The following is a 21,885-nucleotide window of genomic DNA, read 5'->3' as shown; positions in this document are numbered from 1 at the left end:
CTTGCCAGGGTTGCCCTGATCAGGCCGGGAACAGCTCGCTCAATTTCATGGCCAGCATCATGTCGCCTTCAGTGCGCAGTTTGCCGCCCATGAATGCCTGCATGCCGTCGGTGGAGCCGTCAACGATGCCTTTCATTGTTTCGCCGTCCATCACCAGGGTGACTTGGGCGTCCGGGTTTTCACCTTCCAGCAGTTCGCAGGTGTTGTTTTTCACAACCAGCGAGAAGTTCTGGGTGTCGTCGATACGGAAACCGAACACCAGGTCCAGGCCGTCGGCAGCGGCTGGGTTGAACTTGGCTTTCATTGCTTCTACGGCTTTAGCTACGTCAGTCATGGTTTCGATCCTTTTATGGTGAGTCCAGTGACCTTGGGGTCACGGTTGGCCGCAATTCATCGGAAGGTGATGAGCTGCGGCGCCTTCAACAGTTGCAAGTGGGTATGGCTGTTGAAGGAAGCCAGTGCCACCTCGCGACCACGGAATTTCAGCTGGTTGAGCGAGGTGTTAACAATTTGCCAGTTCAGTTCGAAGGCCTGTGCAGCAGGCATTCGGGTAATCAGGTGGAGCAGGGCCGTGATGGTGCCGCCGGAGGTGAACACGGCGATCTTGTCACGGTTGTCGGCGGCTTCGAGGATGCGTTGCAGGCCACCCTGGACACGCTCGACAAACCCCAGCCAGCTTTCCAGGCCCGGCGGGTCGTAGGTGCCGGCCAGCCAGCGTTCGACAATCAGGGAAAAGATGCGCTGGAACTCGCCACGGTTTTGCGCGGCGTTGCGCAGGATATGCAGGGCTTCGGGTTCGCTGTGCAGCAGGTCCGGGAGCAGGGCGCGGATGATCGCCTCGGCGTCGAACTCGTTGAACGCGCTGTCGATTTCCAGCGTGGGTACCGGCAGGCCGAGGGCGCTGTATTGTTCGAAGGCGGCGTTGGCGGTGTGCTGCTGGCGGCGCAGGTCGCCTGACAGGCAGCGGTCGAAGCCCAGGCCCAGTTCCGCCAGGTGGCGGCCAAGCACTTGCGCCTGTTGCACACCGATGGGCGACAGCACGTCGTAGTCGTCTGCACCGAAGGAGGCCTGGCCATGTCGAATCAGGTAGATGCTGCCCACGTCCGTTTTCCCGGTACGTTGAAAGTCTGGCGAGGTTATGAGGATGCCGGGAAGCTGTCAATGAAAAAACATACGCTTGTTTTAAAAGGTCGTTAGAGGCCCGCTGCTGGCGGTTTGATCACTGGCTCCATGGCGGTGGCGTCGGTATGCTTGGACAATCCGCGCCTGGCGCACTGCACTTGTAAGGAGTCACATGGATTTTCTGGCCGAGTACGCTACTTTCCTGGCTAAAACCGTCACCCTGGTCGTCGCCATCCTGGTGGTGCTGATCAGTTTCGCCGCACTGCGCAGCAAAGGCCGCCGCAAAGCTGCCGGCCAGTTGCAGGTCAGCAAGCTCAATGACTTCTACAAGGGTTTGCGTGAGCGCCTGGAGCAGACCCTGCTCGACAAGGACCAGCTCAAGGCCCTGCGCAAGTCTGAAGGCAAGGCCGAAAAGAAGAAGGGCAAGAAGAAGCCAGAAGCCAAGCCACGGGTGTTCGTGCTGGATTTCGACGGCGACATCAAGGCCTCGGCCACTGAAAGCCTGCGCCATGAAATCACGGCACTGCTGAGCCTGGCCACACCCAAGGACGAAGTGGTGCTGCGCCTTGAAAGCGGCGGCGGCATGGTTCACAGCTACGGCCTGGCGTCGTCGCAACTGGCGCGTATCCGCGAGGCGGGCGTGCCGTTGACCGTGTGCATCGACAAGGTCGCGGCCAGCGGCGGCTACATGATGGCGTGCATCGGCGAGAAGATCATCAGCGCACCGTTTGCCATCCTCGGTTCGATTGGCGTGGTGGCGCAGTTGCCTAACGTCAACCGCCTGCTGAAGAAGCACGACATCGACTTCGAAGTGCTGACCGCCGGTGAATACAAACGCACCCTGACCGTGTTTGGCGAAAACACCGAGAAGGGCCGCGAGAAGTTCCAGGAAGACCTGGACATCACCCATCAACTGTTCAAGAACTTCGTGTCGCGCTACCGCCCGCAGCTGGCGATTGATGATGTGGCCACCGGCGAAGTCTGGCTGGGTGTCGCGGCGCTGGACAAGCAACTGGTGGACCAGCTGCAAACCAGCGACGAATACCTGGCGACCAAGGCCAAGACCGCCGAGGTGTTCCACCTGCACTATGCCGAGCGTAAAAGCCTGCAAGAGCGGGTGGGCCTGGCGGCCAGCGGTTCGGTTGACCGGGTGCTGCTGACCTGGTGGAGTCGCCTGACCCAGCAGCGTTTCTGGTAACAATTCCAGCTGACGTTCGAAGATCAAAATGTGGGAGCGGCGGTGCGACGATTCGACTTGGTCGCGAAGGCGGTGGATCAGTCAATACATCTGTGACTGACACACCGCCTTCGCGAGCAAGCCCGCTCCCACATTGGTTTTGTGTTGGTCACATTACCGAGCTAGTAACGAGGCCTGAGGCACCGCCGGTATGGGGTGCCGCATCAACGACCCCACCACCAGCGCCCCCAGCAAACCCAACACCCCCGCCACCCACAACACCACGCTGAACCCGCCGACAAACGCCTGCCGCGCCAGTGGCTGCACCGTGTCCCGCGCGGACTCGGGCAGCAACGCCATGGCCGCCGGCATATCGCCAGCCACTACCCGTGAAGCAATCCCTGCCGCCTGTTCCTGCCACTGGGAGCCGATGCTCGTGTGCAGCAACTGTTCGCTATGGCTGCTCAACAACGCCCCATACACCCCGATCGCCAACATGATCGCGCTGAAGCGCATGGTGGTGCTCATGCCCGACGCCATCCCCGCGCGGTCCCGTGGCACGCAAGCCATGATGTTTTTCTGCGTATCGCCATTGAGCAATCCCGCGCCGGCCCCCGTGACGGCAATCGCCAGGGCGAACGGCAGATAACCACCGATATTGACCGCCCAGGCACTCAGCAGGTTGCCGCACCCCACCAACGCCAGCCCCGTCGCCATCATCGTTGCCGGGGCAAAACGGCTAGCCAGTCGGGCGCCTATCCGCGGACAAATCAACATGGTCAAGGCAAACGGCAACATGCCCAGCCCGGAGGCAATCGCGGAGAAGCCCAAGCCGTTTTGCAGGTAGAACGGCAGCAGCGTCATCATCACCTGGGCACAGCCGGCGTAGGCGAACATCCCCAGCAGTGCGCCGATAAAGCGCGGGTGCCTGAACAGTTGCAGGTCGACCATGGGCCGCTGTTGCAGGCGTTCGGCGAGTACAAAAACACCCAGCAACGCAGCGCCTCCCAGCAGCCGCGCGTAAGTCAGCGGGTTGTCCCAGCCGATACGGTTGGCTTCGATCAAGCCCCAGATCAGGCACAGCAGGCTGGCACTGAAACTCAGGCTGCCCCAAGGGTCGAGCCTTGCAGCCTGGGCATCGCGGGATTCCGGAATCGCGCGCAGCACCAGTCCCATCAGCACCAGGCCAACCGGCAAGTTCAGATAGAAAATCCAGCGCCAGCCCAGGTACTGGGTAATCAACCCGCCGAGGGTCGGTGCGGCGGTCATCGCCACGCCCATGCACGCGCCCCAGAAGGCCCAGGCCTTGGCGCGTTCCACTTCGTCATGGAAGGTATGGCCGATGGAGGCCAGGGCCGAGGTCAGCAGCAGCGCTGCGCCGACACCTTTGACGGCGCGAGCGATATCCAGGAACAACGCATTCGGCGCCGCACCGCAGCCGAGGGAGGCGAGGATGAAAATACCCAGGCCCCAGACCAGGGTCTTCTTGCGGCCAAAGCGGTCGGCAATGCTTCCGGCCGGCAATAACAGGGCGGCGAAGGCCAGCATATAAGCGCTGACCACCCATTCGATATCGGCAAAATTCGCCCCCAGGTCCCGGGCGATGCTCGGCAGGGTCACGGCGACGATGTTGGTGTCGAGCACGATCAGCGAACAGACCCCGGAGGCGGTCAGCAGCGTCAGGCGCGGGCTGACCTTGCTCATGGCTGCACCGAAGCCACCGCCGCGAGGGCGATCTCGTCATCGTGGGCCGGAGTATCTGCGCTGATGCCGATGGCGCCCACTACCTGGCCTTCAAGGATGATTGGCTGGGCGCCCTTCATCATCAACAAGCCGGCGGTGATGGCTGCCGGGCGGCCATTGTTGATAGCGTTTTCCAGGTCCCCGGACGGCCGCTTGAAGAGCGCTGAAGTGCGCGCCTTGCCCTGGGCCAGCTCGATACCGGCCACCACGGGAGCGCCATCCATACGCAGCGTCAGGATCGGCCAGCCACCGTCATCGACGATGGCCACGGCGCAGGGCCAGCCCCTGTCGGCGGCGACCTTGCGCGCGTGTGCGGCGATCTGCTGGGCCGCTGCCAGGCTCAGGATTGCCTTGTGGGCAATGCTTGCCGGGGCTTCTGCGGCCAGCGCTGCGGGCACGGTGCAAAGACCGGCAAGCACCAGGACCAATGATTTGACGAACATGGGAAAGCCTCTCTACTGTGAACGTACCGCGAGCTTATCCCCGGCAGGTGGCGTCCTTGTTAGGCGCCATACAGAACTTCATTACCTTTGAGCTAATCCTGTGATGGAAATACGTCATTTCCGCTACTTCCTGGCGGTTGCCCGGCAACGCAATTTCACCCGTGCTGCCGAACAGCTGGGTATCGCGCCGCCGACCCTGAGCCGGCAGATCCAGGACATGGAAACCACCCTCGGTACGCGATTGTTTATCCGCCGCCAGCGCGAGGTCAGCCTGACCGAGGCGGGCGCGGCCTTGTTGATCGAGGCAGAGGCCACCGTGCGCCAGTTCGAGTTTGCCCAACGCAATGCCCAGCGCGCCGGGCGCGGCGAAATCGGTCATATCGAATTGGGTTATGTGGCGTCGGCGGTGTATTCGGGGTTGTTGCAGCGCCAGGTGCAGTCGTTCTGCGCGGACTGCCCGGACGTGAGCCTCAGCGTGCGCGAGAGTCCCATGGCGGCATTGCCGGGGCTGGTGGCGGAGGGGCGTTTCGACATTGGCTACATTCGTTCGCCGATGACCTTGCCTGACGGAGTCGAAGCGGTGCGGTTGAGCAGTGACGGGTTTGCGCTGGCGTTGCCCCAGGATTCGTGGCTGCTGGGGTTGAAGGCAATCAGTTGCGAGCACCTGCAGAACGAGACGTTTATCTTGCCCGAGCAGATCAGCGGCACGCTGCACGTGGCAGCGCAGGGTGGTTATGCGCCGCGACTGGGGCCGCAGCCGGGTGGGTTGGTGGCGGTGATTGCGTTGGTGTCACTGGGGCAGGGCGTGGCGGTGGTGCCGGAGTCGGTGGTGGGGCATGTGAGCTTGCCGAATGTCGTGTACCGCAGCATTGAAGGCAGCGAGGCGTCGTCCTGGTTGTCGCTGATTTACCGGCGCTTTGAAAAGGCGCCGGCGGTGGCGCGGTATATAGAGCAGGTGAAGCAGGTAGCCAGGTTGAAGGTTTGATCGCGGCGGGTTAGGTGCTTGACGGGTTAAGTGTGTTGCTGCCTTCGCGAGCAAGCCCGCTCCCACATTCGACGGCATTCCAAAGATGGAACTCGGTCGAAGGTGGGAGCGGGCTTGCTCGCGAAGGGGTCATTTCAAGCACTACACCAACCGCGGTTGAACCGAATCCGCCAATCGCGTCAGTATCAAGCAGCACGATACCGCCCCGGCATCCAGCACGCCCAGTGAGCGCTCGCCCAGGCGGCTGGCACGCCCAATCTTCGCCACCAGATCCCTGGTGGAATCCCGCCCCCGCGAAGCAGCACTTTTCATCACCTCCAGCGCATCGCTGAATGACGCTCCTGACCCATGGGCCTGTTCAAACGCTTCCACCGCCGGGATCAAGGTGTCCATCAAACACTTGTCACCCACGCCGGCTTCGGTGATGTCCTGCAACGAGGTCAGCCCGCCCCGCAGCAAATGGGCAAAGGTCGCCGCGTCAATCTGTTCGCTGCCGCGCACCTCATCCGCCATGCCGATAAACAGGCTGCCATACAGCGGCCCCATGGAGCCGCCGATGCCTTCCATCAGGCTCAGCGTCAATTCGTCCAGGGCTTCGGCCAGGGTCAGCTGACGGCCTTCAATCGTGCGCCCGCAATGGGCAAATCCCTTGGCCATGTTGATGCCGTGGTCGCCATCGCCAATGGCGCCGTCGACTTCGCTCAGGTATTCGCGGTTGGCAACGATCACGCTGACCAGGTCGGCGACGATGGCGCTGCCGTCGTGGGTGGAGAAATGCTGGCTCATGGTTTAGTCCGCCTGGGTCATGCCGATGGAGCGGCAGGGTTGGTCGATCAGGGATTTCAGCTCGGCGTCCAGGCCCAGCAAGGTCAGGGTCACGCCCATCATTTCCAGGGAGGTGAAGTAGTTACCCACGTAGCAGCGGTGAATCTTCAAGCCCCTGGCTTGCAGCTGACGTTCAACCTCGGCGTAGAAAATGTAAAGCTCCATCACCGGCGTCGCACCCAGGCCCGAGACCAGCACCACCAAGCTGTCGTCCTGGCTGAAGTCGCGGTCGGCGAGGATCGGTGCGAGCATGCGGGCCGCCATGGCCTCGGCGGATTCGATCGGGATGACTTCAATGCCCGGCTCGCCGTGATGGCCGATGCCCAATTCCATCTGCCCGTCGGGAATCTGGAAGTTCGGCTTGCCCACCGCTGCGATGGTGCAGGGCGTGAGGCCGATGCCGATGGAGCGGCAGTTGTCGACTGCCTTCTGGGCAACACGAATCACCCCGTCCAGGTCGTAATGCTGGGCCGCGGCTGCACCGCCGACCTTCCACATGAAGATCTCGCCTGCCACGCCGCGACGCTTGGCGATGTCGGCCTTGGGCGCCGAGGCCACGTCGTCGTTGGCGACCACGGTGCGGATGCGCATGTCCTTGCTGGCGGCCATCTTCATCGCCAGCTTCACGTTCATGTTGTCGCCGGCATAGTTGCCGTACAGGCACGCCACGCCGGCGCCGTGGTCGGCGGCACGGAAGGCGTCGAAGAAGCTTTTGGCGGTGGGCGAGGAGAAGATTTCGCCGACGGCCACAGCGTCCACCAGGCCCGGGCCGACATAGCCAAGGAACGCCGGTTCATGGCCGGAGCCGCCGCCGGTCACGATGCCCACGCGGCCCTGTGGTGACGGCTTGGCCTTGCCGATCACCCGGGGATTGGTTTCGTATTGGCGCAGCTCGGGGTGCGCGACCAGAATACCCCGCAGCATGTCCTCGACCACCTGGTCGGGATCGTTTATCACTCGATTCATAACGCGGTTTCCTGTGTTCTTGTTCTTGGTGTGGGAGCCAGCTCCCACAAAGAGCCCGGCGCCCGCAGGGTTTTGGGTTATTGGGCCAATCAGGGTTCCAGGACGACTTTAAGCGACTTGTCCCCGCGCTCCATCACCGCAAACGCTTCCTTGAAGTCCGCCAGGGCAAACTTGTGGGTCACCACGTCGCGCATGTCGATCTTGCGGTTGCCGATAAAGTCGATGGCGCGCGGGTACATGTACGGACCCAGGTGCGAGCCCAGCACGTCCAGTTCCTTGCGGTCACCGATGATCGACCAGTCCACCGTGGCCTCGTCGTTGAACACGCTGAATTCCACGAAGCGCCCCAGCTTGCGCAGCATCGCCAGGCCCTGGTTCACCGCCTTGTGGTGCCCGGTGGCTTCGATGTAGATGTCGCAGCCGTAGCCATCGGTGATCTCGCGAATCTTCGCCATCACGTCGACTTCGGCCGGGTTCCACACTTCGTCCGCGCCCATGCGCAGGGCGAGGGCAGCGCGTTCGGGTTTCATGTCGAGCACGATGAGCTTTTTCGGGTTGCGCATGCGCACCGCACCGATGATCCCCAGGCCCAGGGTGCCGGCGCCGGCCACCACCACGATGTCGTCGAAATCCACATTCGCCCGTTCCGCCGCGTGCAGCGAACAGGCCAGGGGTTCGATCAGGATGGCTTCGTCCGGGGCAATCGAGTCCGGTACTTTGTGGATGATGCCTTCCTTGGTGAAGATCATGTACTGGGCCATGGCGCCCTGGACGTTGTTCTGGAAGCCGTACAGGTCGTGTTTCTGGCACATCCAGTACTGGCCGTGGTTGCAGAAGCGGCAGCCCCAGCACGGCACGATCTGTTCGGAAATCACCCGGTCGCCGACCTTCACCCCGCGCTTTTCCGCGCCAGGGCCGAGGGCGACCACGCGGCAGACAAACTCGTGGCCGGGAATCATCGGCGGCTTCACGTAGCGCGGCTGCTCGGCGTCGCCCCAGAACGAGGGCGCGCCGCGGTAGGTCTTGATGTCGCCCATGCAGATGCCGCACAGCTCGACCTTGGTGAGGATCTCGTCGGGGCCGGGCGTCGGCACATCGACGGTCTCCAGGCGATAGTCTTCGGGGCCGTGACAGACCACGGCCTGCATGGTTTTCGGAATGACGGGGGACAGTTGTTCGGCAGTGCGTTCGGTAACGGTAGACATGACGATAAACCTCACGACAAAAGATCAATTACTGGATGCTGTAGCCACCGTCGATCACCACGTTTTCCCCGGTGATCATCTGTGCGGCGTCGCTGAGCAGGTACAACGCCAGCCCGGCGATTTCTTCCGGCTGGGCAAAGCGGCCCGCCGGGATCTGCAATTTGGCCCGTTCCCCCAGCTCGCCCGCCCAGGCCTTTTTACCGAGGGCGGTTTCGACGATGGTCGGGGAGATGGCGTTGACGTTGATATGCGGCGCCCATTCCATGGCGAGCACCTTGGTCATGCCGACCACGGCGGCCTTGCTGGCGCAGTAGGCGACGTGACGGTCCAGGCCGATCACCGCCGCTTGGGAGGCGAGGTTGACGATGCGCCCGCTGCCCTGGGCAAGCATGTGCCTGGCGCAGGCCTGGGCCACGAAGAAACTGGCCTTGAGGTTGATGTCGAGAGTGGTGTCCCAGGCGTTTTCACTGACGTCCAGGGCCTTGTCCAGCAGGGCCACGCCGGCGCTGTTGACCAGATAATCCAGGCGTTTGAAGTGATCGAATACGTAATCGACGGTGCTGTGCACCTGGTCGAGTTGGCGCAGGTCCACGGCGATGCCGATGTTCCCGGCGCCGAGGCTGGCGGCGACTTCGACCACGGCCGGGTCGCGGTCCAGCAGGGCCACCCGCGCGCCGCGTTCCACCAGCAGGCTGGCACAAGCCAGACCGATCCCGGCGGCCCCGCCGGTGATCACGGCGCAGCGGCCGGTGAGGTCGAAGGCTTGATTCCAGAATCCAGACATGAACATGACTCCATTTTTCAGATCGGTGGAGATCCAATGTGGGAGCGGGCTTGCTCGCGAAAGCGGTGTATCAGGTGGCACATCTGTTGAATGATCCACCGCTTTCGCGAGCAAGCCCGCTCCCACACTTGACCGGGTTTCAAGTCAAAACTTACTTCGTACCGCTCACCTGCTGGTACAGCGCATCCGCATTCGCATTGGTCACCGGCACCCACGGCAGGATGTAGTTCCTGGCGGTGCCGTCACCCCATTTCACGTCCTTGCCATAACGTTCCCAGATCACCGACTGCGGCTTGTAATCCTTGCCGGCCAGCGCCCGCAGCGCCACATCCAGCGCGCCTTGAGACTGGGCCTGGGCGTCCTGCAGGAAGGTGGTCACTTCATCTTTCTTCGCCGCCTGGATCGCATCCGGCATGCCGTCGATGGACGTCACCGGCACATCCTTGGACGTCAGCCCATGGGACTTCAACGCCTGCACCGCACCGAGGGCCATGTCATCGTTTTGCGCGATCACCCCGTTGATGCCCTTGGGGTGTGCGTTCAGCCAGTCTTCGGTCAGGGCCAGGGCCTGGGCGCGGTCCCAGTTGGCGGTTTTCTTCTCGATGATCTTGATGTCCGGGTGCTTGCCCAGTACTTCCATCTCGCCCTTTTCGCGGTCGATCTGCGCCGACTGGCCAATCGGGCCCTGGATGATCACCACGTTGCCGCGGCCCTTGAGTTTGTCGACCATGGCCTGGGCCTGCAGGCGACCGCCTTCCACGTCATCGTTGCCGACATAAGGCACGTTGGCGTCGGCCACCTTGGTGTTGGAGGCGATCACCACCACGTCATTGCTCATGGCGGCCTTCACGGTGCCGACGCCGGCCTTGGTGTCGATCGGCACAAACAGGATCGCGTCGTAGTGCTGGGTCACCATGTTTTCAATCTGGTTGTTCTGGGTCAGTGCGTCATAGTTGCCGTCGAACACGGTCAGCTGCACGGTGCCGTCCTTGACTGCAGGGTGTTCCTTCAGCTCGCGCACCCAGTTCTGCATGAACTGGCCCTTGAGCCCGTACACGGCGGCGCCGATCTTGTAGGTCTTGCCATCGGCGGCCAGGGTGACACTGCTGGCGAGCAGGGAGAGTGCCGCGACGGCGGCCAAAGTCGTACCAGGTTTCATGAGAGAACTCCGTTATTGTTGTAGTGGTAGTTTTCAGAACTAGCGTTTCTTCTTGCGCCACACGTCAATCAGTACTGCGAACACGATGATCAGGCCCTTGGCGACCTGCTGGTAATAGGAGGACACGCCGAGCAGGTTCAGGCCGTTGTTGATCACGCCGATCAGCAATGCGCCAAACAGCGTGCCGACAATCGTGCCGGTACCGCCCGACAGGCTGGTGCCGCCGATTACCACGGCGGCAATCGCATCCAGCTCATACGAGGTGCCGGCCTGGGGCAGGGCAGAGGTGGTGCGCGCCGACAGCACCACACCGGCCAGCCCGGCGAGCAGGCCCGAGACCACGTACACCGAAAACATCACCTTGCGCACGCCGATCCCGGAGGTGCGCGCGCTCTTCTCGTTGCCGCCCACCGCGTACACATAGCGGCCGTAGGTGGTGTAGCGCAGCACCATCCAGAAGATCAGCGCGACCACGGCGAAGATCACGATGGGCACACCGATCGGGCCGATCTTGCCGATACCCAGCGCCAGGTAGGCGTCGGGCAGATCAGTGATCGGGCTGCCGTCGTTCAAGATGAAGGTCATGCCCCGGGCAATGCTCAACATGCCCAAGGTCGCGACAAAGGGCGGGATCGACAGGTTGGCGACCATAAAGCCGTTCACCACCCCGAGCATCGCCCCGGCGAACATCCCGGCGCTGACCGCCGCCAGCACGCCATACCCCTGGGTCGCGACCATGGCGCTGCACAGCCCGGCAAAGGCCAGGATCGAGCCCACCGACAGGTCGATGCCCTTGGTGAGGATTACGTAGGTCATGCCCACGGCGAGGATCCCGTTGATCGAGGTCTGGCGCAGGATGTCCATCCAGTTGCGCCAGGTCATGAAGTATTCGCTGGCGAAGGCCATCACCAGGCATAGCAGGATGAACACCAGCGGCAGGCCGAAGCGGTCGAGGGACAGGCGCAGGCGACTGCGGGGTGCGGTCGTGACGGGGGCGGCTGCAGGTGTAGAAAGTGATTTGGCATTCATGAGGCAAGACTCAACAAGGCTTCCTGGGAAAGGGCGGTATCGCTGCTGATGGTCACCAGCCTTCCGCCTTTGAACACGGCAATACGGTCACTCAGGTGCAGCAATTCCGGGGCTTCGGACGACACCACAATTGCCGCGCCGCCGGCGCGTACGAACTGGTCCAGTAGGTGATAGATCTCCTGCTTGGCGCCTTCATCGATGCCCCGGGTCGGCTCATCGCACAGCAGGCAGATCGGCTGGGTCGACAGGCATTTGGCGAGCACCACTTTTTGCTGGTTACCGCCGCTCATGGATTCCACCGGCAGGTCCAGGGAGGTGGTCTTGATCTGCAGGCGCTTGACCATGTCCTGGGCCAGTTGGTTTTCCTTGCGGGCATTGATCAGCGACCAGCTCGACAGCTGCTTGTACGCCGACAATGCGATGTTCGAGAGGATGCTGCCGCTGAGCACCAGGCCGCTGTCCTTGCGGTCTTCGGTGACCAGTGACATGCCGGCCTGGATCGTTGCCTTGGGCAGGCCGATGGGCATCGGTTTGCCTTGCAGGGTCACGCTGCCGGAGTCCGGCGTGGTGAGGCCGTAGATGCAGTTGAGGAATTCGCTGCGGCCCGAGCCCATCAGCCCGTAGATGCCGAGAATCTCGCCCTGGCGCAGTTGCAGGCTGATGTCCTGGAACTCGCCGGCGCGGCTCAGGCTGTCGACGTCCAGGCAGCATTCGGCGGCGCATTCGCGGCCGACCTTGTGGTCGATGCGGGTCAGTTCCTGGCCCACGATGCCGCGCACCAGGTGGGCGCGGTCGATATCGGCCATGCGTCCGGTCTCAACGAAGGCGCCGTCGCGAAAGATGCTGTAGTCGTCGGCAATCTGCGCCAGTTCACTGAGGCGGTGCGACACATAGATGATGCCGGCACCACGGGCGGTGAGGCGGCGGATGGCCTTGAACAGGGTTTCGGCCTCGCGCTCGCCGATGGCCGAGGTGGGCTCGTCCATGATCATCACCTGGCAGTCGTGGCTGAATGCCTTGGCGATCTCCACCAGCTGGATCTGCGCCACGCTCAGGCGATGCATGGGGCTGGTGGCGTCGACGTCGAACTCCAGGCCTTCCAGCAGTTCGCGAGTGCGCCGGTTGAGCTCCTTGCTGTCGACGATGCAGCCGGCGCGGCGCGGTTCGCGGCCCAGCCAGATGTTTTCGGCGACGGTCATGTAGGGGATGGGTTCCAGCTCCTGGGTGATCATCGCGATCCCCGCCGCGAGTGCTTCGCTGGGGCGGTTGAACTGGACGGGGGAGCCGTTGAGCAGGATGGTCCCGGCGTCACGCTGGGTGATGCCCATCAGGATGCTCAGGAAAGTCGATTTGCCTGCGCCATTGCCGCCGCACAGGGCGTGGACGCTGCCGGCCCGCAGAGAGAGGCGCCCCTCACGCAGGGCAGGAATCCCGGCGTAAGCCTTGGCGACGTGTTCAGCCTGGAGCAGTAATGGCGTGGCCATCGGCGTGTCCTCGTGCTGTGAATTCTTATTAGGTCGCACAGTCATGTTTCGCTGTGAGCATATGTGTATCAAATGAAATTCTGATCAGTCAATCTCTTTCACTGAAAAGTTGTAAATGGATGGATTTGCGCAAAGTAAGCCGGTTTAGAGGGCTTTGACTGGAAGGTCAGCTAAATCCTGCTTGACAGGGCGACTGGAATATCCGAGAAATGACTGAGCTAAATTTCACCGAGTGATCATATGATCACTCTCCAGCACCCAAAACGGCAGCGGAGCCAAACGCCATGAACACACCTTTCCCGGTGGCTATCGGATGCGATGAAGCGGGTTATGAGCTCAAAGAACTGTTGAAGCGCCATATCGAGGCGCTGGGTTACCCGGTGACGGACTTCGGCACCCATTCCACGGCGCCGGTGCTGTACCCGGACATTGCCCTGGCGGTGGCCACGGCGATCAATGCCGGCGAGCAACGCTTGGGCGTGCTGGTGTGCGGCACTGGTATCGGCATGGCCATCTCGGCCAACAAAGTCCTGGGGATTCGTGCGGCCCAGGCCCATGACACCTATTCGGCGGAGCGGGCACGCAAGAGCAACGATGCGCAGATCCTGTCCATCGGTGCACGGGTGATCGGCGCGGAACTGGCCAAGAGCATCGTCAAGTCGTTCCTGGAGTCGGAGTTCGAAGCCGCGCGTTCCGGGGCCAAGGTCGACCGCATCAACGCGATCGAGCGTGACGGGCATCAGTAGTGGACGGAACGGGGCAAGAGTCGGGAGAATGCGCCTTTGACACCGAAACGGAAGCCCGTGCCCATGAGTGACAGTACCCAGCGCATCGCCAGCGACATCGACCTGATGACCGAAGTGGCGATGCTCTATTACCTTGAGAACGTCACTCAGGAAGCCATCGCCAAGCGCTTCGACCTGTCCCGGGCAAAAGTCAGCCGCCTGCTCAAACGCGCACGGGATGAAGGGATTGTCGAGGTGCGGGTGTTGCAGCACCCGGCGATGAACAACGAGCTGGAACAGGCGCTGGTGGAGCGCTTCCAGCTGGACCGCGCCTTGATTGCGGTCGACCACAGCGACCCGGACACCCAGCGCTCGGCGGTGGCGAGCCTGGTGGCCAACTACCTGAACAAAACCCTCAGTGACGGCATGATCGTCGCGGTCGGCATGGGGCGTAACGTCGGTGCGGTGGCCGATAACGTGTTTTTGCCGGTGACCCGCAACTGCACGTTTGTGTGCGCCATTGGCGGTTCGCTCAAGGCGGGTGAATACATGAACCCCGACCACATTTGCCGGCGCCTGGCCCTGCGGTTTGGTGGCGAGAGTGAAAGCCTGTACGCCCCGGCGCTGGTGGCCAACCCGGAACTGCGTGGGGTGTTGATCAGCAACGATACGGTGCGTTCCACGCTTGACCGTGCCCGCCGTGCGGACATGGCGTTGATCGGCATCGGTGACATGAGTGAAAACAGCAACATGGTGCGCATGGGGTGGTTTTCGCCCCAGGAAATCGCCCAGGCGCGGTTGTCCGGCACGGTGGGGGACATGATGGGTTATGACTTCATCGACATTCATGGCCAGCCGGCGGTCAACGCGATTCAGGGGCGGGTGATCGGGTTGACGGTGCAGGAGCTGTTTCGGATTCCGGATGTGGTGGCGATTGCCAGTGAGAATACCAAGGCGGCGGCAACGCTGGGGGCGTTGCGCTCGGGAGTGATCAATACCCTGGCGACCACGGTGACCAATGCTCATACCATCCTTGCGCTGGATGACGCGACGCGTAAAGGCTGACACCGCCGATAGTCCAGGCCCTGAACATCACCTGTGGGAGCTGTCGAGCCTTGGCGAGGCTGCGATGGCATCACCGCGGTGTAACTGAAGCACCGAGGCGCCTGCATCGCAGCCTCGCCAAGGCTCGACAGCTCCCACGCAGCAGATTCCAAATCAAATCCGCTTGACACTCACCGGCCTGCAAGCAAGGATCAACTCAATTTTCTAAAATTGAGTTTCAGCCCGTGGCCAAAATCCAGAAACCCCCTGAGTTCGGGCTTTTGCTGAAGCAATATGGGGCTCAAGTCTTTGAGTTGACGCGAGCCGTAAAGGCCGTCGATGAAAAAGGTCGCTATCTGCACTGGAACGAGTTCAGGCGGCATCCGGCTGCGGGAGTGAACAAAGAGGCGATGTGGGCGGCGATAAAAATTGCCAGGGCCTGTGGCGGTAAAACCCTGGAGTTGCGCAGCGAATGTGGCCATCCTTTTTCTCTGTATCTGACTGATTATTGCGAGTCCGTTATCCACGGTGTCGAAGGTGTGAATACTCGCTTGGGCGGCTACGAATCATCGTCCTCGAGTTCTGGCGAAAATAATCGCTACCTGGTGGACTCGTTGATGATGGAGGAAGCCATTTCAAGTGCGCAGCTGGAAGGGGCAGCAACCACGCGCAAGGATGCCAAGGAGATGCTCGTCAAGGAGCGACTGCCCGTCAACGACGACGAAAGAATGATCCTCAACAATTATCGTCTTATGAAATTTGCCAAGCATGCAAAAGGTGAGCAGCTTTCCATCGACCTGATTTGTGAGTTTCACCGCATTGCGACCACAGGCGTGGATAATGAGCACGTTCACCCTGGGCACATTCGTGAAGATGACGATATTTTTGTCGGCGGGGCAGGTGGAGAAGTTGTTCATCAGCCACCGAAGGCTGCTCTGTTGTTTGGACGCCTGGAAGCACTATGCCAATTTGCCAATGATCGGCATGACGGGAAGGACGGGCGGCATTTTATTCACCCTGTCGTAAAGGCGATCATTCTGCACTTCATGATGGGCTATGAGCACCCGTTCCGGGACGGCAATGGCCGCACGGCCCGGTGTCTGTTTTATTGGTTCATGCTCAAGAGTGGTTACTGGCCGCTTGAATACATTTCCATCAGTGCGCTGTTGAAGGAAGCACCGGTAAAGTACGGATACTCCTATGTCTACACTGAGACCGACTCCTTTGACCTGACGTATTTTGTGGTCCATCAACTGCAGGTTATCGAGCGGGCGATCCACCAGTTCATGGAGTACTTCGAGGGCAAGATAGAAGAGTCTTCAGCGCTGGAGGCATGGTTGAGGGCACTCAAGATCCATGACGAGTTGAATTATCGGCAGGGCCACCTTTTGAAAAAGGTATTGAGTCATCCCGGGCGGATTTTTACCGCCAAGGAACTCACCCATGATTACGATATTTCCGAAAACACGGCCCGTAAGGATCTTGAGAAACTCGCCAGCCTGAAGGCGTTTCTAAAGGTGCAGGAAGGCAAGAGCTTCCTGTATGTGGCGAGAAACGACGCCGAACAACACCTGAAAAAAAGCGCAGCCAACAGAGCCTGAGCATTCATGCCAGGCTCCTTCGCGGCTCAGGGTTTCCACACCTGCACATCCTGCGCATCCACCGCCTTGGGCAACAACCCCGCCTTGAAGAACGCATCCGCAATCTTCTGCTGCTCCCCCAACTGATCCAGCGTCACCGGCTGCACCTCATAACTGCGATGAGCATTGGCGGCCTCGACAGTCTCCACATCCAGGTTGCCCCACAATGGCCCCAGCACTTTCGCGGCATCACGCGGGTGGCTCTTCACCCACTCGCCAGCCTGGTGCAACTGCTCGTACACCAGCTTCAGCACTTCGGGATGCGCCTTGGCGTAGGGCGTACCCGTCAGGTAATAGCGCTTGTAGCTGGCCAGCCCGGTACCGTCCGCAAGGGTGCGGGTGGGCAATTGGCGCTGCACGCTGGTGAGGAACGGTTCCCACGTGACCCAGGCGTCAACCTTGTTGTTTTCAAACGCAGCGCGGCCATCGGCGGGCGTCAGGTACGCCGGCTCGATATCGGAGAAGGCCAGCCCCGCCTTGTTCAAGGCAGCGATCAATAAATAGTGAGTGCCGGCGGCCTTGGTCACGGCGATTTTCTTGCCTTTCAAGTCCGCCAGTTGCTGAATCGGCGAGTCCTTGCGCACCACGATCGCCTGGGCTTGAGGCGAGGGCGCTTCCTGGGCGAAGTAGGTGAGCTTGGCCTGGGCGGCCTGGGCGAAGATCGGTACGGTGTCGGCCACGTCGGCGCTGATATCCACGTTACCGACGTTCAGTGCTTCCAGCAGCGGGAGGCCACTGGGGAACTCGTGCCAGGTGACGTCGATGCCGTCGGCCTTGAGGGCTTTTTCCAGGGTGCCCTGGGTTTTCAGCAAGGTGATCAGGGTCGAGGATTTCTGGTAGCCGATGCGTACGGTTTCCTGGGCTTGTGTGCTCAGGGTGGTGCAGAGGCCCAGTGTGGCAAGGCCTGCGATGAAAAGGCGATGGAGCGAAAACTGGGGCATGGCGTGCTCGACTTTTAATGGATTAAGGTGAGCTTATTGTTCTAAAAAACATTCGATAAATAATTTTTCGATCTTAGCTTAGGCCTTTATCGGGTGCGCCGTTGGCGGCCTTTCAGTGTCAGGAAAAAAGGAGACGATATGCAGTTGTAGGTTGGTTGCTCATAGAGTTGTCGCCAAGGCGATTCGCGCATTGGTTCGCGATGATTTCTCAGACTTCTTCGACTGGCAGTTGCGCAATGGCGAAGTGCTGAGTCTCAACATCGACGCAGAGCCCAATGTGGCGAGGGAGCTTGCTCCCGTTGGGGTGCGCAGCGCCCCCTGGTAGGCCGCTGCGGTCTTTCAGGATGGGCCGGTCAATGCTTTTGGGGTTGCTGCGCAACCCAGCGGGAGCAAGCTCCCTCGCCACAGGGTTTGTGTGAGTCATGTCTGCAGGGGAACGCTCAACGCCTGCGCAAACGCCGGGGGAGTAGGGCTTTCCGGCCAGGTCGGAACACCCTCCGCCAGCGTTACCCACGGCTGCTTGTGCCGCAGCCAAATATGCGCCACCGGCTGCACGGACGGGCTCTCATCCAGTGTCCCGACTCGCAGCACAACCAACCCCGGCGCGGCCGTCGTGGTGTTGCAGATCCGCGTATGGCATACCCCGCACAACCGATGCTCCGAACGCTGCCCATCAACCTCGTAGGCATATTCCGTCAGCGAACCTTCAACCCGCAGCGCATCCGCCGGCAACAGCGCATGTAGGGCAAACGCGCTGCCGCTCCAGGTCTGGCAGTGGCGGCAGTGGCAGGCATACACCGCCAGCGGCGCGTCGGCATCGAGGGTGTAGGTCACGCGGGCGCAGCGACATTGGCCGGTGAGTGTCATCAAAAACGATCCTGTGCAAAGTGAGGGCGAAAGCCCCATCGGTTATGCTCGCCAGCATGCCGCAGCCTCCGAACAAAGAACATCCGCCAAAACTGCCCAGCGGCTCACAGGAAATGTATGAACGCCCCGCAACTCCAATGGGAAACCCAGCGCGCCTTCCTCGCCGTGTTGCGCACCGGCAGCCTGTCGGGCGCGGCCCGTTTGCTGGGGATCGCCCAGGCCACCGCGCGGCGACGGATCGAGGCCCTGGAGCAGAGCGTCGGGGTCAGTTTGTTTATTCGCTCACCCGCCGGGCTGTTGCCCACCGACACGGCCAAGGACCTGATCAGCCACGTTGAAGCGATGGCCGTTGCCGCCAACGCCTTCAGCCGCGCAGCCTCGGCCGACACCGCCCTCGCCGGCGGCACGGTGCGGCTCACCAGCGGCAAGCTGCTGGGCGTTGAAGTGCTGCCGCCCATGTTGCGCAGCCTGCGCCGTGATCATCCGCAATTGGCCATCGAACTGAGCGTTTCCAATCGGCTGCAGGCACTTGCCCGGCAAGAGGCCGACGTCGCCGTACGCATCCGTCGCCCGGTCGAATCCACGGTGGTCGCGCGCAAGGTCGGCGACCTTCACGTAGGGTTGTACGCAGCACCCGAACTGTTGGCAGAGCGGGGCACGCCGGACACCGTTGCGCAATTGCACGGCTACCCGCTGATCGGGCCGGACCGCAACTTGCTGGAGATCGAATTCCTGGGTGAGCGCGGTTTCGACTGTTCGGCGCCCAGTACGGTGATTCGCACCGATGATCACCTCGCGCAGTTGGCCGCGTTGCGTGCGGGGCTGGGGATCGGCGTGTGTTCAGCCCAGGTGGCGCAGCGTCACGGGCTGGTGCGGGTGTTGCCCGCGCAGGTGGATTTCAAGGTTGACGTGTGGATCGCCATGCATCAGGACATGCGCAAGGTCCCGCGCATCGCCGTGGTGTTCGATGGGTTGGGCGCGGCCCTGACGGACTTCTTTCAGCCGCGATAACGCAGCGCGTCAACCAACAATGCAAATGCGGGCCAGCCTGTGCGGGCCATTCGCCCCGGCGACACGGTATGGATTGCACCCGGTGTCAAGCATTGGCATGGCGCCACGGCGAACACCGTCATGACCCATATCGCGATCAACGAAATGCTCGACGGCAAGGTGGTGGACTGAATGGAGCAGGTCAGCGACGAACAGTACGCCGCGCAGTAATCGGTCTCACCGCCGCAACTGCGGCTCGCCTTCAATGCAGCTCACCAGAAACTCCATCACCACCTTCACCGAAGGCGAGCGGCGCATATCCGGATACACCGTCAGCCAGATATCGCGAACCGGGCCTTCGGTGTTCGTTGCCAACCGCACCAATGCCGCGTCGTGATCGCCCACCAGCGTGGGCAACACCACTGCACCCACCTGGGCCCGGGCGGCCATTTGCTGGGTGATCAGGTCGCTGGCGGCGAAGGCAATCGTGCGGTTGCCGCGCACCTGGTGCATCCACGCCTGTTGGGGCAGATGGTCGCGGGTGGCGTCATAGGCAATGAACGTCCACTGTTCAGCGGGTAACTGCTTGAGCTCGGGCGTGGCATAGAGCCCGAAACGCACGGCGCCGACCTTTCTGCGTACCAGCGCTTCCTCATCGGGACGCACCGTGCGCAGGGCAATGTCGGCTTCGCCTTTGTCGAGGGCGGCCAGCGTCGTCGAGGACATCAACACGATATTCAGCTTGGGATACTGCGCCCTGAACCGTGCGACATGGGGCGCGATGCAGTGGATGGCAATCGACGGCGGGCAACTGACCCGCACGGTGCCGGCCACTTCGATCGAGGCCACGCGGGACAGGCGCATCACTTCGGTGGCCATGTCGCCCATGCCTGCCGCCAATTTCGCCAGTGCCCGGCCTTCCTCGGTGAGCGGCCGGCTGCGGGGCAGGCGATCCACCAGTTTGACGCCGAGGGCTTTTTCCAGGGCATCGACGCGCCGGCCAACAGTGGCGTGTTCCACCTGCAGTTCGCGGGCGGCAGCCGACAGTGATTGGGTGCGCGCCAGCACGGTGAAGAAATACAGATCCTGCCAGTCGAACATCGGGTTATTTCCGCATGGAGGGTGGGAGGTATTGGGGAATTCTCGTACAGAGTAGCGCCTTTTACCATGGCGCATTCCCACTGCAAACGGAGTTGTCCCGCGATGAAAGCCCTCACCCTTGAAACCTACGGCGGCCCGGAAGTTGTTCAACTGCGCCACGATGTCCCCACACCTCAGGTGACACCCGGCCATGTGCTGGTCAAGGTGGCCTGTGCCGGGATCAATTTCATGGATGTTCACACCCGCCAGGGCAAGTACGCCAAGTCGGTGACCTACCCGGTACGGCTGCCGTGCACCCTGGGTATGGAAGGGGCGGGTGTGGTGGTGGCGGTGGGCGAGGGCGTGAGCCATTTGGCGCCGGGTGATCGGGTGGCCTGGTGCATTGCCTGGGGCGCGTTCGCTGAATACGCCAGCGTACCCGCCGCGCGGGTGGCGCAAATTCCCAATGCGATCAGCTTCGATCAGGCGGCTGCGGCGATGTTCCAGGGCTGCACGGCTCACTACCTGATTGAAGATGTTGCGCGGTTGCAGGCGGGCAACCGCTGCCTGATCCATGCCGCGTCCGGCAGCATCGGCCAGTTGTTGGTGCAAATGGCCCGGCGACTCGGTGCCACGGTATTCACCACCGGCAGCAGCACTGAAAAATGTGCGATTGCCCTTCAGCGCGGTGCTGATCACGCCTGGCCATACGACGGGTTTGCCGAGCGAGTCTTGCAGGTAACGCAGGGGCGGGGTGTGGACGTGGTGTTCGATTCGGTGGGTAAGGCCACCTTGCGTGAAAGCTTCAAGGCCTGTCGTACGCGGGGGCTGATCGTCAATTACGGCAACGTCTCCGGTTCGATCACTGACCTCGATCCGATGGAGTTGGGGGAAGCCGGTTCACTGTTCCTGACGCGCCCACGGCTCAACGACCACATGGCCGACGGGCCTACGGTGCAGAGACGTGCCAATGCGGTGTTCGCGGCGATACTTGAAGGTTCGCTGACGGTGGATATCGAAGGGCATTACGCCCTGGAAGAGGTGCAGCAGGTGCACGCGAGGATTGAGGCACGGCAGCAGATTGGCAAGGCGGTGGTGTGGCTGGACCGTGAACTTCACTAATGGCCAGAGAGCTTGTGTGGCGAGGGAGCTTGCTCCCGCTGGGCTGCGAAGCGGCCCCAACACCTGCCAATGGGGTCTTCCTGGAGAAACGCGGTGAGTTCATTGGGGCTGCTGCGCAGCCCAGCGGGAGCAAGCTCCCTCGCCACAGGGGTCGTGGCGCTTGTGAGGATCAGTTAACAGCAGGCGAAAAAAAGCCGGCTGATCAGGCCGGCTGGGGGTGAACCGCGAACGACAGGGGTTACGCGCGGTTTTCCATCAGGCGGTCAGCGCCACCTTCAGCTACACGGTTTTCTTGAAGGCGATCAGCACCACCTTCAGCAACACGACGTTCCAGCAGGCGATCAGACCCGCCTTCAGCAACGCGGCGTTCCAGCATACGGTCAGACCCACCCTCAGCCACGCGGCTGTCCATCAGGCGATCCGCGCCGCCTTCAGCGAGGGCAGGTTGGGTAAAGGCGCTTACAGCAAGTACCGAGAAAGCGAGGCTAAGCAAGAGTTGGCGTTTCATGAGGGTGTGCTCCGGGAAAGTCGTTGGTTGGTATGGATGCGATGTT

The 21,885-nt window shown here is 61.8% G+C and carries 21 protein-coding genes and 2 pseudogenes; 8 read left to right on the top strand and 15 right to left on the bottom strand.

Going from position 1 to position 21,885, the window contains the following annotated elements; genetic code table 11:
- Positions 1-19: 19 nt before the first annotated feature.
- A complete protein-coding gene (locus HX811_RS04510) occupies positions 20-334 on the bottom strand; it encodes an SCP2 sterol-binding domain-containing protein (protein ID WP_003215671.1) in 315 nt (104 codons plus the stop codon).
- A gap of 56 nt (positions 335-390) precedes the next feature.
- Positions 391-1,101, bottom strand: coding sequence for a histidine phosphatase family protein (locus HX811_RS04505; protein ID WP_177044940.1), 711 nt, complete (start codon positions 1,099-1,101; stop codon positions 391-393).
- Between the two features lie 193 nt (positions 1,102-1,294).
- On the opposite strand from HX811_RS04505, the gene sohB reads away from it, so the two are divergent.
- Complete coding sequence (sohB, locus tag HX811_RS04500) at positions 1,295-2,320, top strand: protease SohB (protein WP_008434663.1); 1,026 nt, start codon at positions 1,295-1,297, stop codon at positions 2,318-2,320.
- Positions 2,321-2,473: 153 nt separating this feature from the next.
- Here sohB and HX811_RS04495 read toward each other — a convergent pair whose 3' ends face one another.
- Together HX811_RS04495 and HX811_RS04490 are read right to left on the bottom strand one after the other, a co-directional pair.
- Complete coding sequence (locus tag HX811_RS04495) at positions 2,474-4,003, bottom strand: MFS transporter (protein WP_177044938.1); 1,530 nt, start codon at positions 4,001-4,003, stop codon at positions 2,474-2,476.
- Complete coding sequence (locus tag HX811_RS04490) at positions 4,000-4,485, bottom strand: heme-binding protein (protein WP_177044937.1); 486 nt, start codon at positions 4,483-4,485, stop codon at positions 4,000-4,002. The genes HX811_RS04495 and HX811_RS04490 overlap by 4 nt, the downstream gene beginning before the upstream one ends.
- Positions 4,486-4,588: 103 nt before the next feature.
- On the opposite strand from HX811_RS04490, the gene HX811_RS04485 reads away from it, so the two are divergent.
- The gene (locus tag HX811_RS04485) at positions 4,589-5,470 is read left to right on the top strand and encodes a LysR family transcriptional regulator (protein ID WP_177044935.1); all 882 of its coding nucleotides are present in this window, start codon (positions 4,589-4,591) and stop codon (positions 5,468-5,470) included.
- Between the two features lie 141 nt (positions 5,471-5,611).
- Here HX811_RS04485 and dhaL read toward each other — a convergent pair whose 3' ends face one another.
- From dhaL to HX811_RS04450, 7 genes are all read right to left on the bottom strand, one after another.
- On the bottom strand, positions 5,612-6,256 hold the full coding sequence (dhaL, locus tag HX811_RS04480; protein ID WP_177044932.1) for a dihydroxyacetone kinase subunit DhaL: 645 nt from the start codon (positions 6,254-6,256) through the stop codon (positions 5,612-5,614).
- A gap of 3 nt (positions 6,257-6,259) precedes the next feature.
- On the bottom strand, positions 6,260-7,261 hold the full coding sequence (locus HX811_RS04475; protein ID WP_177044930.1) for a dihydroxyacetone kinase subunit DhaK: 1,002 nt from the start codon (positions 7,259-7,261) through the stop codon (positions 6,260-6,262).
- An 89-nt stretch (positions 7,262-7,350) separates the two neighbouring features.
- Positions 7,351-8,466 carry an erythritol/L-threitol dehydrogenase gene (locus HX811_RS04470; RefSeq protein ID WP_008434653.1) on the bottom strand — a complete coding sequence of 372 codons (1,116 nt, stop codon included), beginning with the start codon at positions 8,464-8,466 and terminating at the stop codon, positions 7,351-7,353.
- Between the two features lie 28 nt (positions 8,467-8,494).
- Positions 8,495-9,250, bottom strand: a complete 756-nt coding sequence (locus HX811_RS04465; RefSeq protein WP_008434650.1) for an SDR family oxidoreductase — start codon at positions 9,248-9,250, stop codon at positions 8,495-8,497.
- A gap of 151 nt (positions 9,251-9,401) precedes the next feature.
- Positions 9,402-10,409, bottom strand: a complete 1,008-nt coding sequence (locus tag HX811_RS04460) for a substrate-binding domain-containing protein (protein WP_087694868.1) — start codon at positions 10,407-10,409, stop codon at positions 9,402-9,404.
- 39 nt (positions 10,410-10,448) lie between these two features.
- Positions 10,449-11,438 carry an ABC transporter permease gene (locus HX811_RS04455; protein WP_003215711.1) on the bottom strand — a complete coding sequence of 330 codons (990 nt, stop codon included), beginning with the start codon at positions 11,436-11,438 and terminating at the stop codon, positions 10,449-10,451.
- Entirely contained in the window at positions 11,435-12,922 is a 1,488-nt protein-coding gene (locus tag HX811_RS04450; RefSeq protein ID WP_003215714.1) for a sugar ABC transporter ATP-binding protein, read from the bottom strand. Before HX811_RS04450 ends, HX811_RS04455 begins: the two co-directional genes overlap by 4 nt.
- Positions 12,923-13,206: 284 nt before the next feature.
- On the opposite strand from HX811_RS04450, the gene rpiB reads away from it, so the two are divergent.
- From rpiB to HX811_RS32175, 3 genes are all read left to right on the top strand, one after another.
- Positions 13,207-13,668, top strand: coding sequence for a ribose 5-phosphate isomerase B (gene rpiB / locus HX811_RS04445; protein WP_003215716.1), 462 nt, complete (start codon positions 13,207-13,209; stop codon positions 13,666-13,668).
- Positions 13,669-13,731: 63 nt separating this feature from the next.
- Positions 13,732-14,712, top strand: a complete 981-nt coding sequence (locus HX811_RS04440) for a sugar-binding transcriptional regulator (protein WP_076016989.1) — start codon at positions 13,732-13,734, stop codon at positions 14,710-14,712.
- 224 nt (positions 14,713-14,936) lie between these two features.
- Positions 14,937-16,292, top strand: a complete 1,356-nt coding sequence (locus HX811_RS32175; RefSeq protein ID WP_177044928.1) for a Fic family protein — start codon at positions 14,937-14,939, stop codon at positions 16,290-16,292.
- A 26-nt stretch (positions 16,293-16,318) separates the two neighbouring features.
- On the opposite strand, the gene HX811_RS04430 is transcribed toward HX811_RS32175, so the two are convergent.
- Together HX811_RS04430 and HX811_RS04425 are read right to left on the bottom strand one after the other, a co-directional pair.
- Positions 16,319-17,272, bottom strand: a complete 954-nt coding sequence (locus HX811_RS04430; protein WP_087694866.1) for an aliphatic sulfonate ABC transporter substrate-binding protein — start codon at positions 17,270-17,272, stop codon at positions 16,319-16,321.
- A gap of 420 nt (positions 17,273-17,692) precedes the next feature.
- A complete protein-coding gene (locus tag HX811_RS04425; RefSeq protein WP_177044925.1) occupies positions 17,693-18,139 on the bottom strand; it encodes a GFA family protein in 447 nt (148 codons plus the stop codon).
- A gap of 117 nt (positions 18,140-18,256) precedes the next feature.
- On the opposite strand from HX811_RS04425, the gene HX811_RS04420 reads away from it, so the two are divergent.
- Both HX811_RS04420 and HX811_RS04415 read left to right on the top strand, forming a co-directional pair.
- Positions 18,257-19,150 carry a LysR family transcriptional regulator gene (locus tag HX811_RS04420; RefSeq protein WP_177044924.1) on the top strand — a complete coding sequence of 298 codons (894 nt, stop codon included), beginning with the start codon at positions 18,257-18,259 and terminating at the stop codon, positions 19,148-19,150.
- 30 nt (positions 19,151-19,180) lie between these two features.
- A pseudogene (locus HX811_RS04415) lies at positions 19,181-19,321 on the top strand (cupin domain-containing protein); the annotation flags it as partial.
- A gap of 45 nt (positions 19,322-19,366) precedes the next feature.
- On the opposite strand, the gene HX811_RS04410 reads toward HX811_RS04415, so the two are convergent.
- On the bottom strand, positions 19,367-20,230 hold the full coding sequence (locus tag HX811_RS04410) for a LysR family transcriptional regulator (protein ID WP_076016996.1): 864 nt from the start codon (positions 20,228-20,230) through the stop codon (positions 19,367-19,369).
- A gap of 102 nt (positions 20,231-20,332) precedes the next feature.
- Here HX811_RS04410 and HX811_RS04405 point away from each other — a divergent pair, with 102 nt between their 5' ends.
- Entirely contained in the window at positions 20,333-21,331 is a 999-nt protein-coding gene (locus HX811_RS04405; RefSeq protein ID WP_177044922.1) for a quinone oxidoreductase, read from the top strand.
- A gap of 244 nt (positions 21,332-21,575) precedes the next feature.
- On the opposite strand, the pseudogene HX811_RS04400 reads toward HX811_RS04405, so the two are convergent.
- A pseudogene (locus HX811_RS04400) lies at positions 21,576-21,839 on the bottom strand (hypothetical protein); the annotation flags it as partial.
- Positions 21,840-21,885 lie beyond the last annotated feature (46 nt).

Source organism: Pseudomonas sp. F8002 (genome assembly GCF_013385495.1).
Classification (GTDB): domain Bacteria; phylum Pseudomonadota; class Gammaproteobacteria; order Pseudomonadales; family Pseudomonadaceae; genus Aquipseudomonas.
Note: the sequence above shows the minus strand (reverse complement) of the source record. Positions and strands in the feature narration are given on the sequence as shown.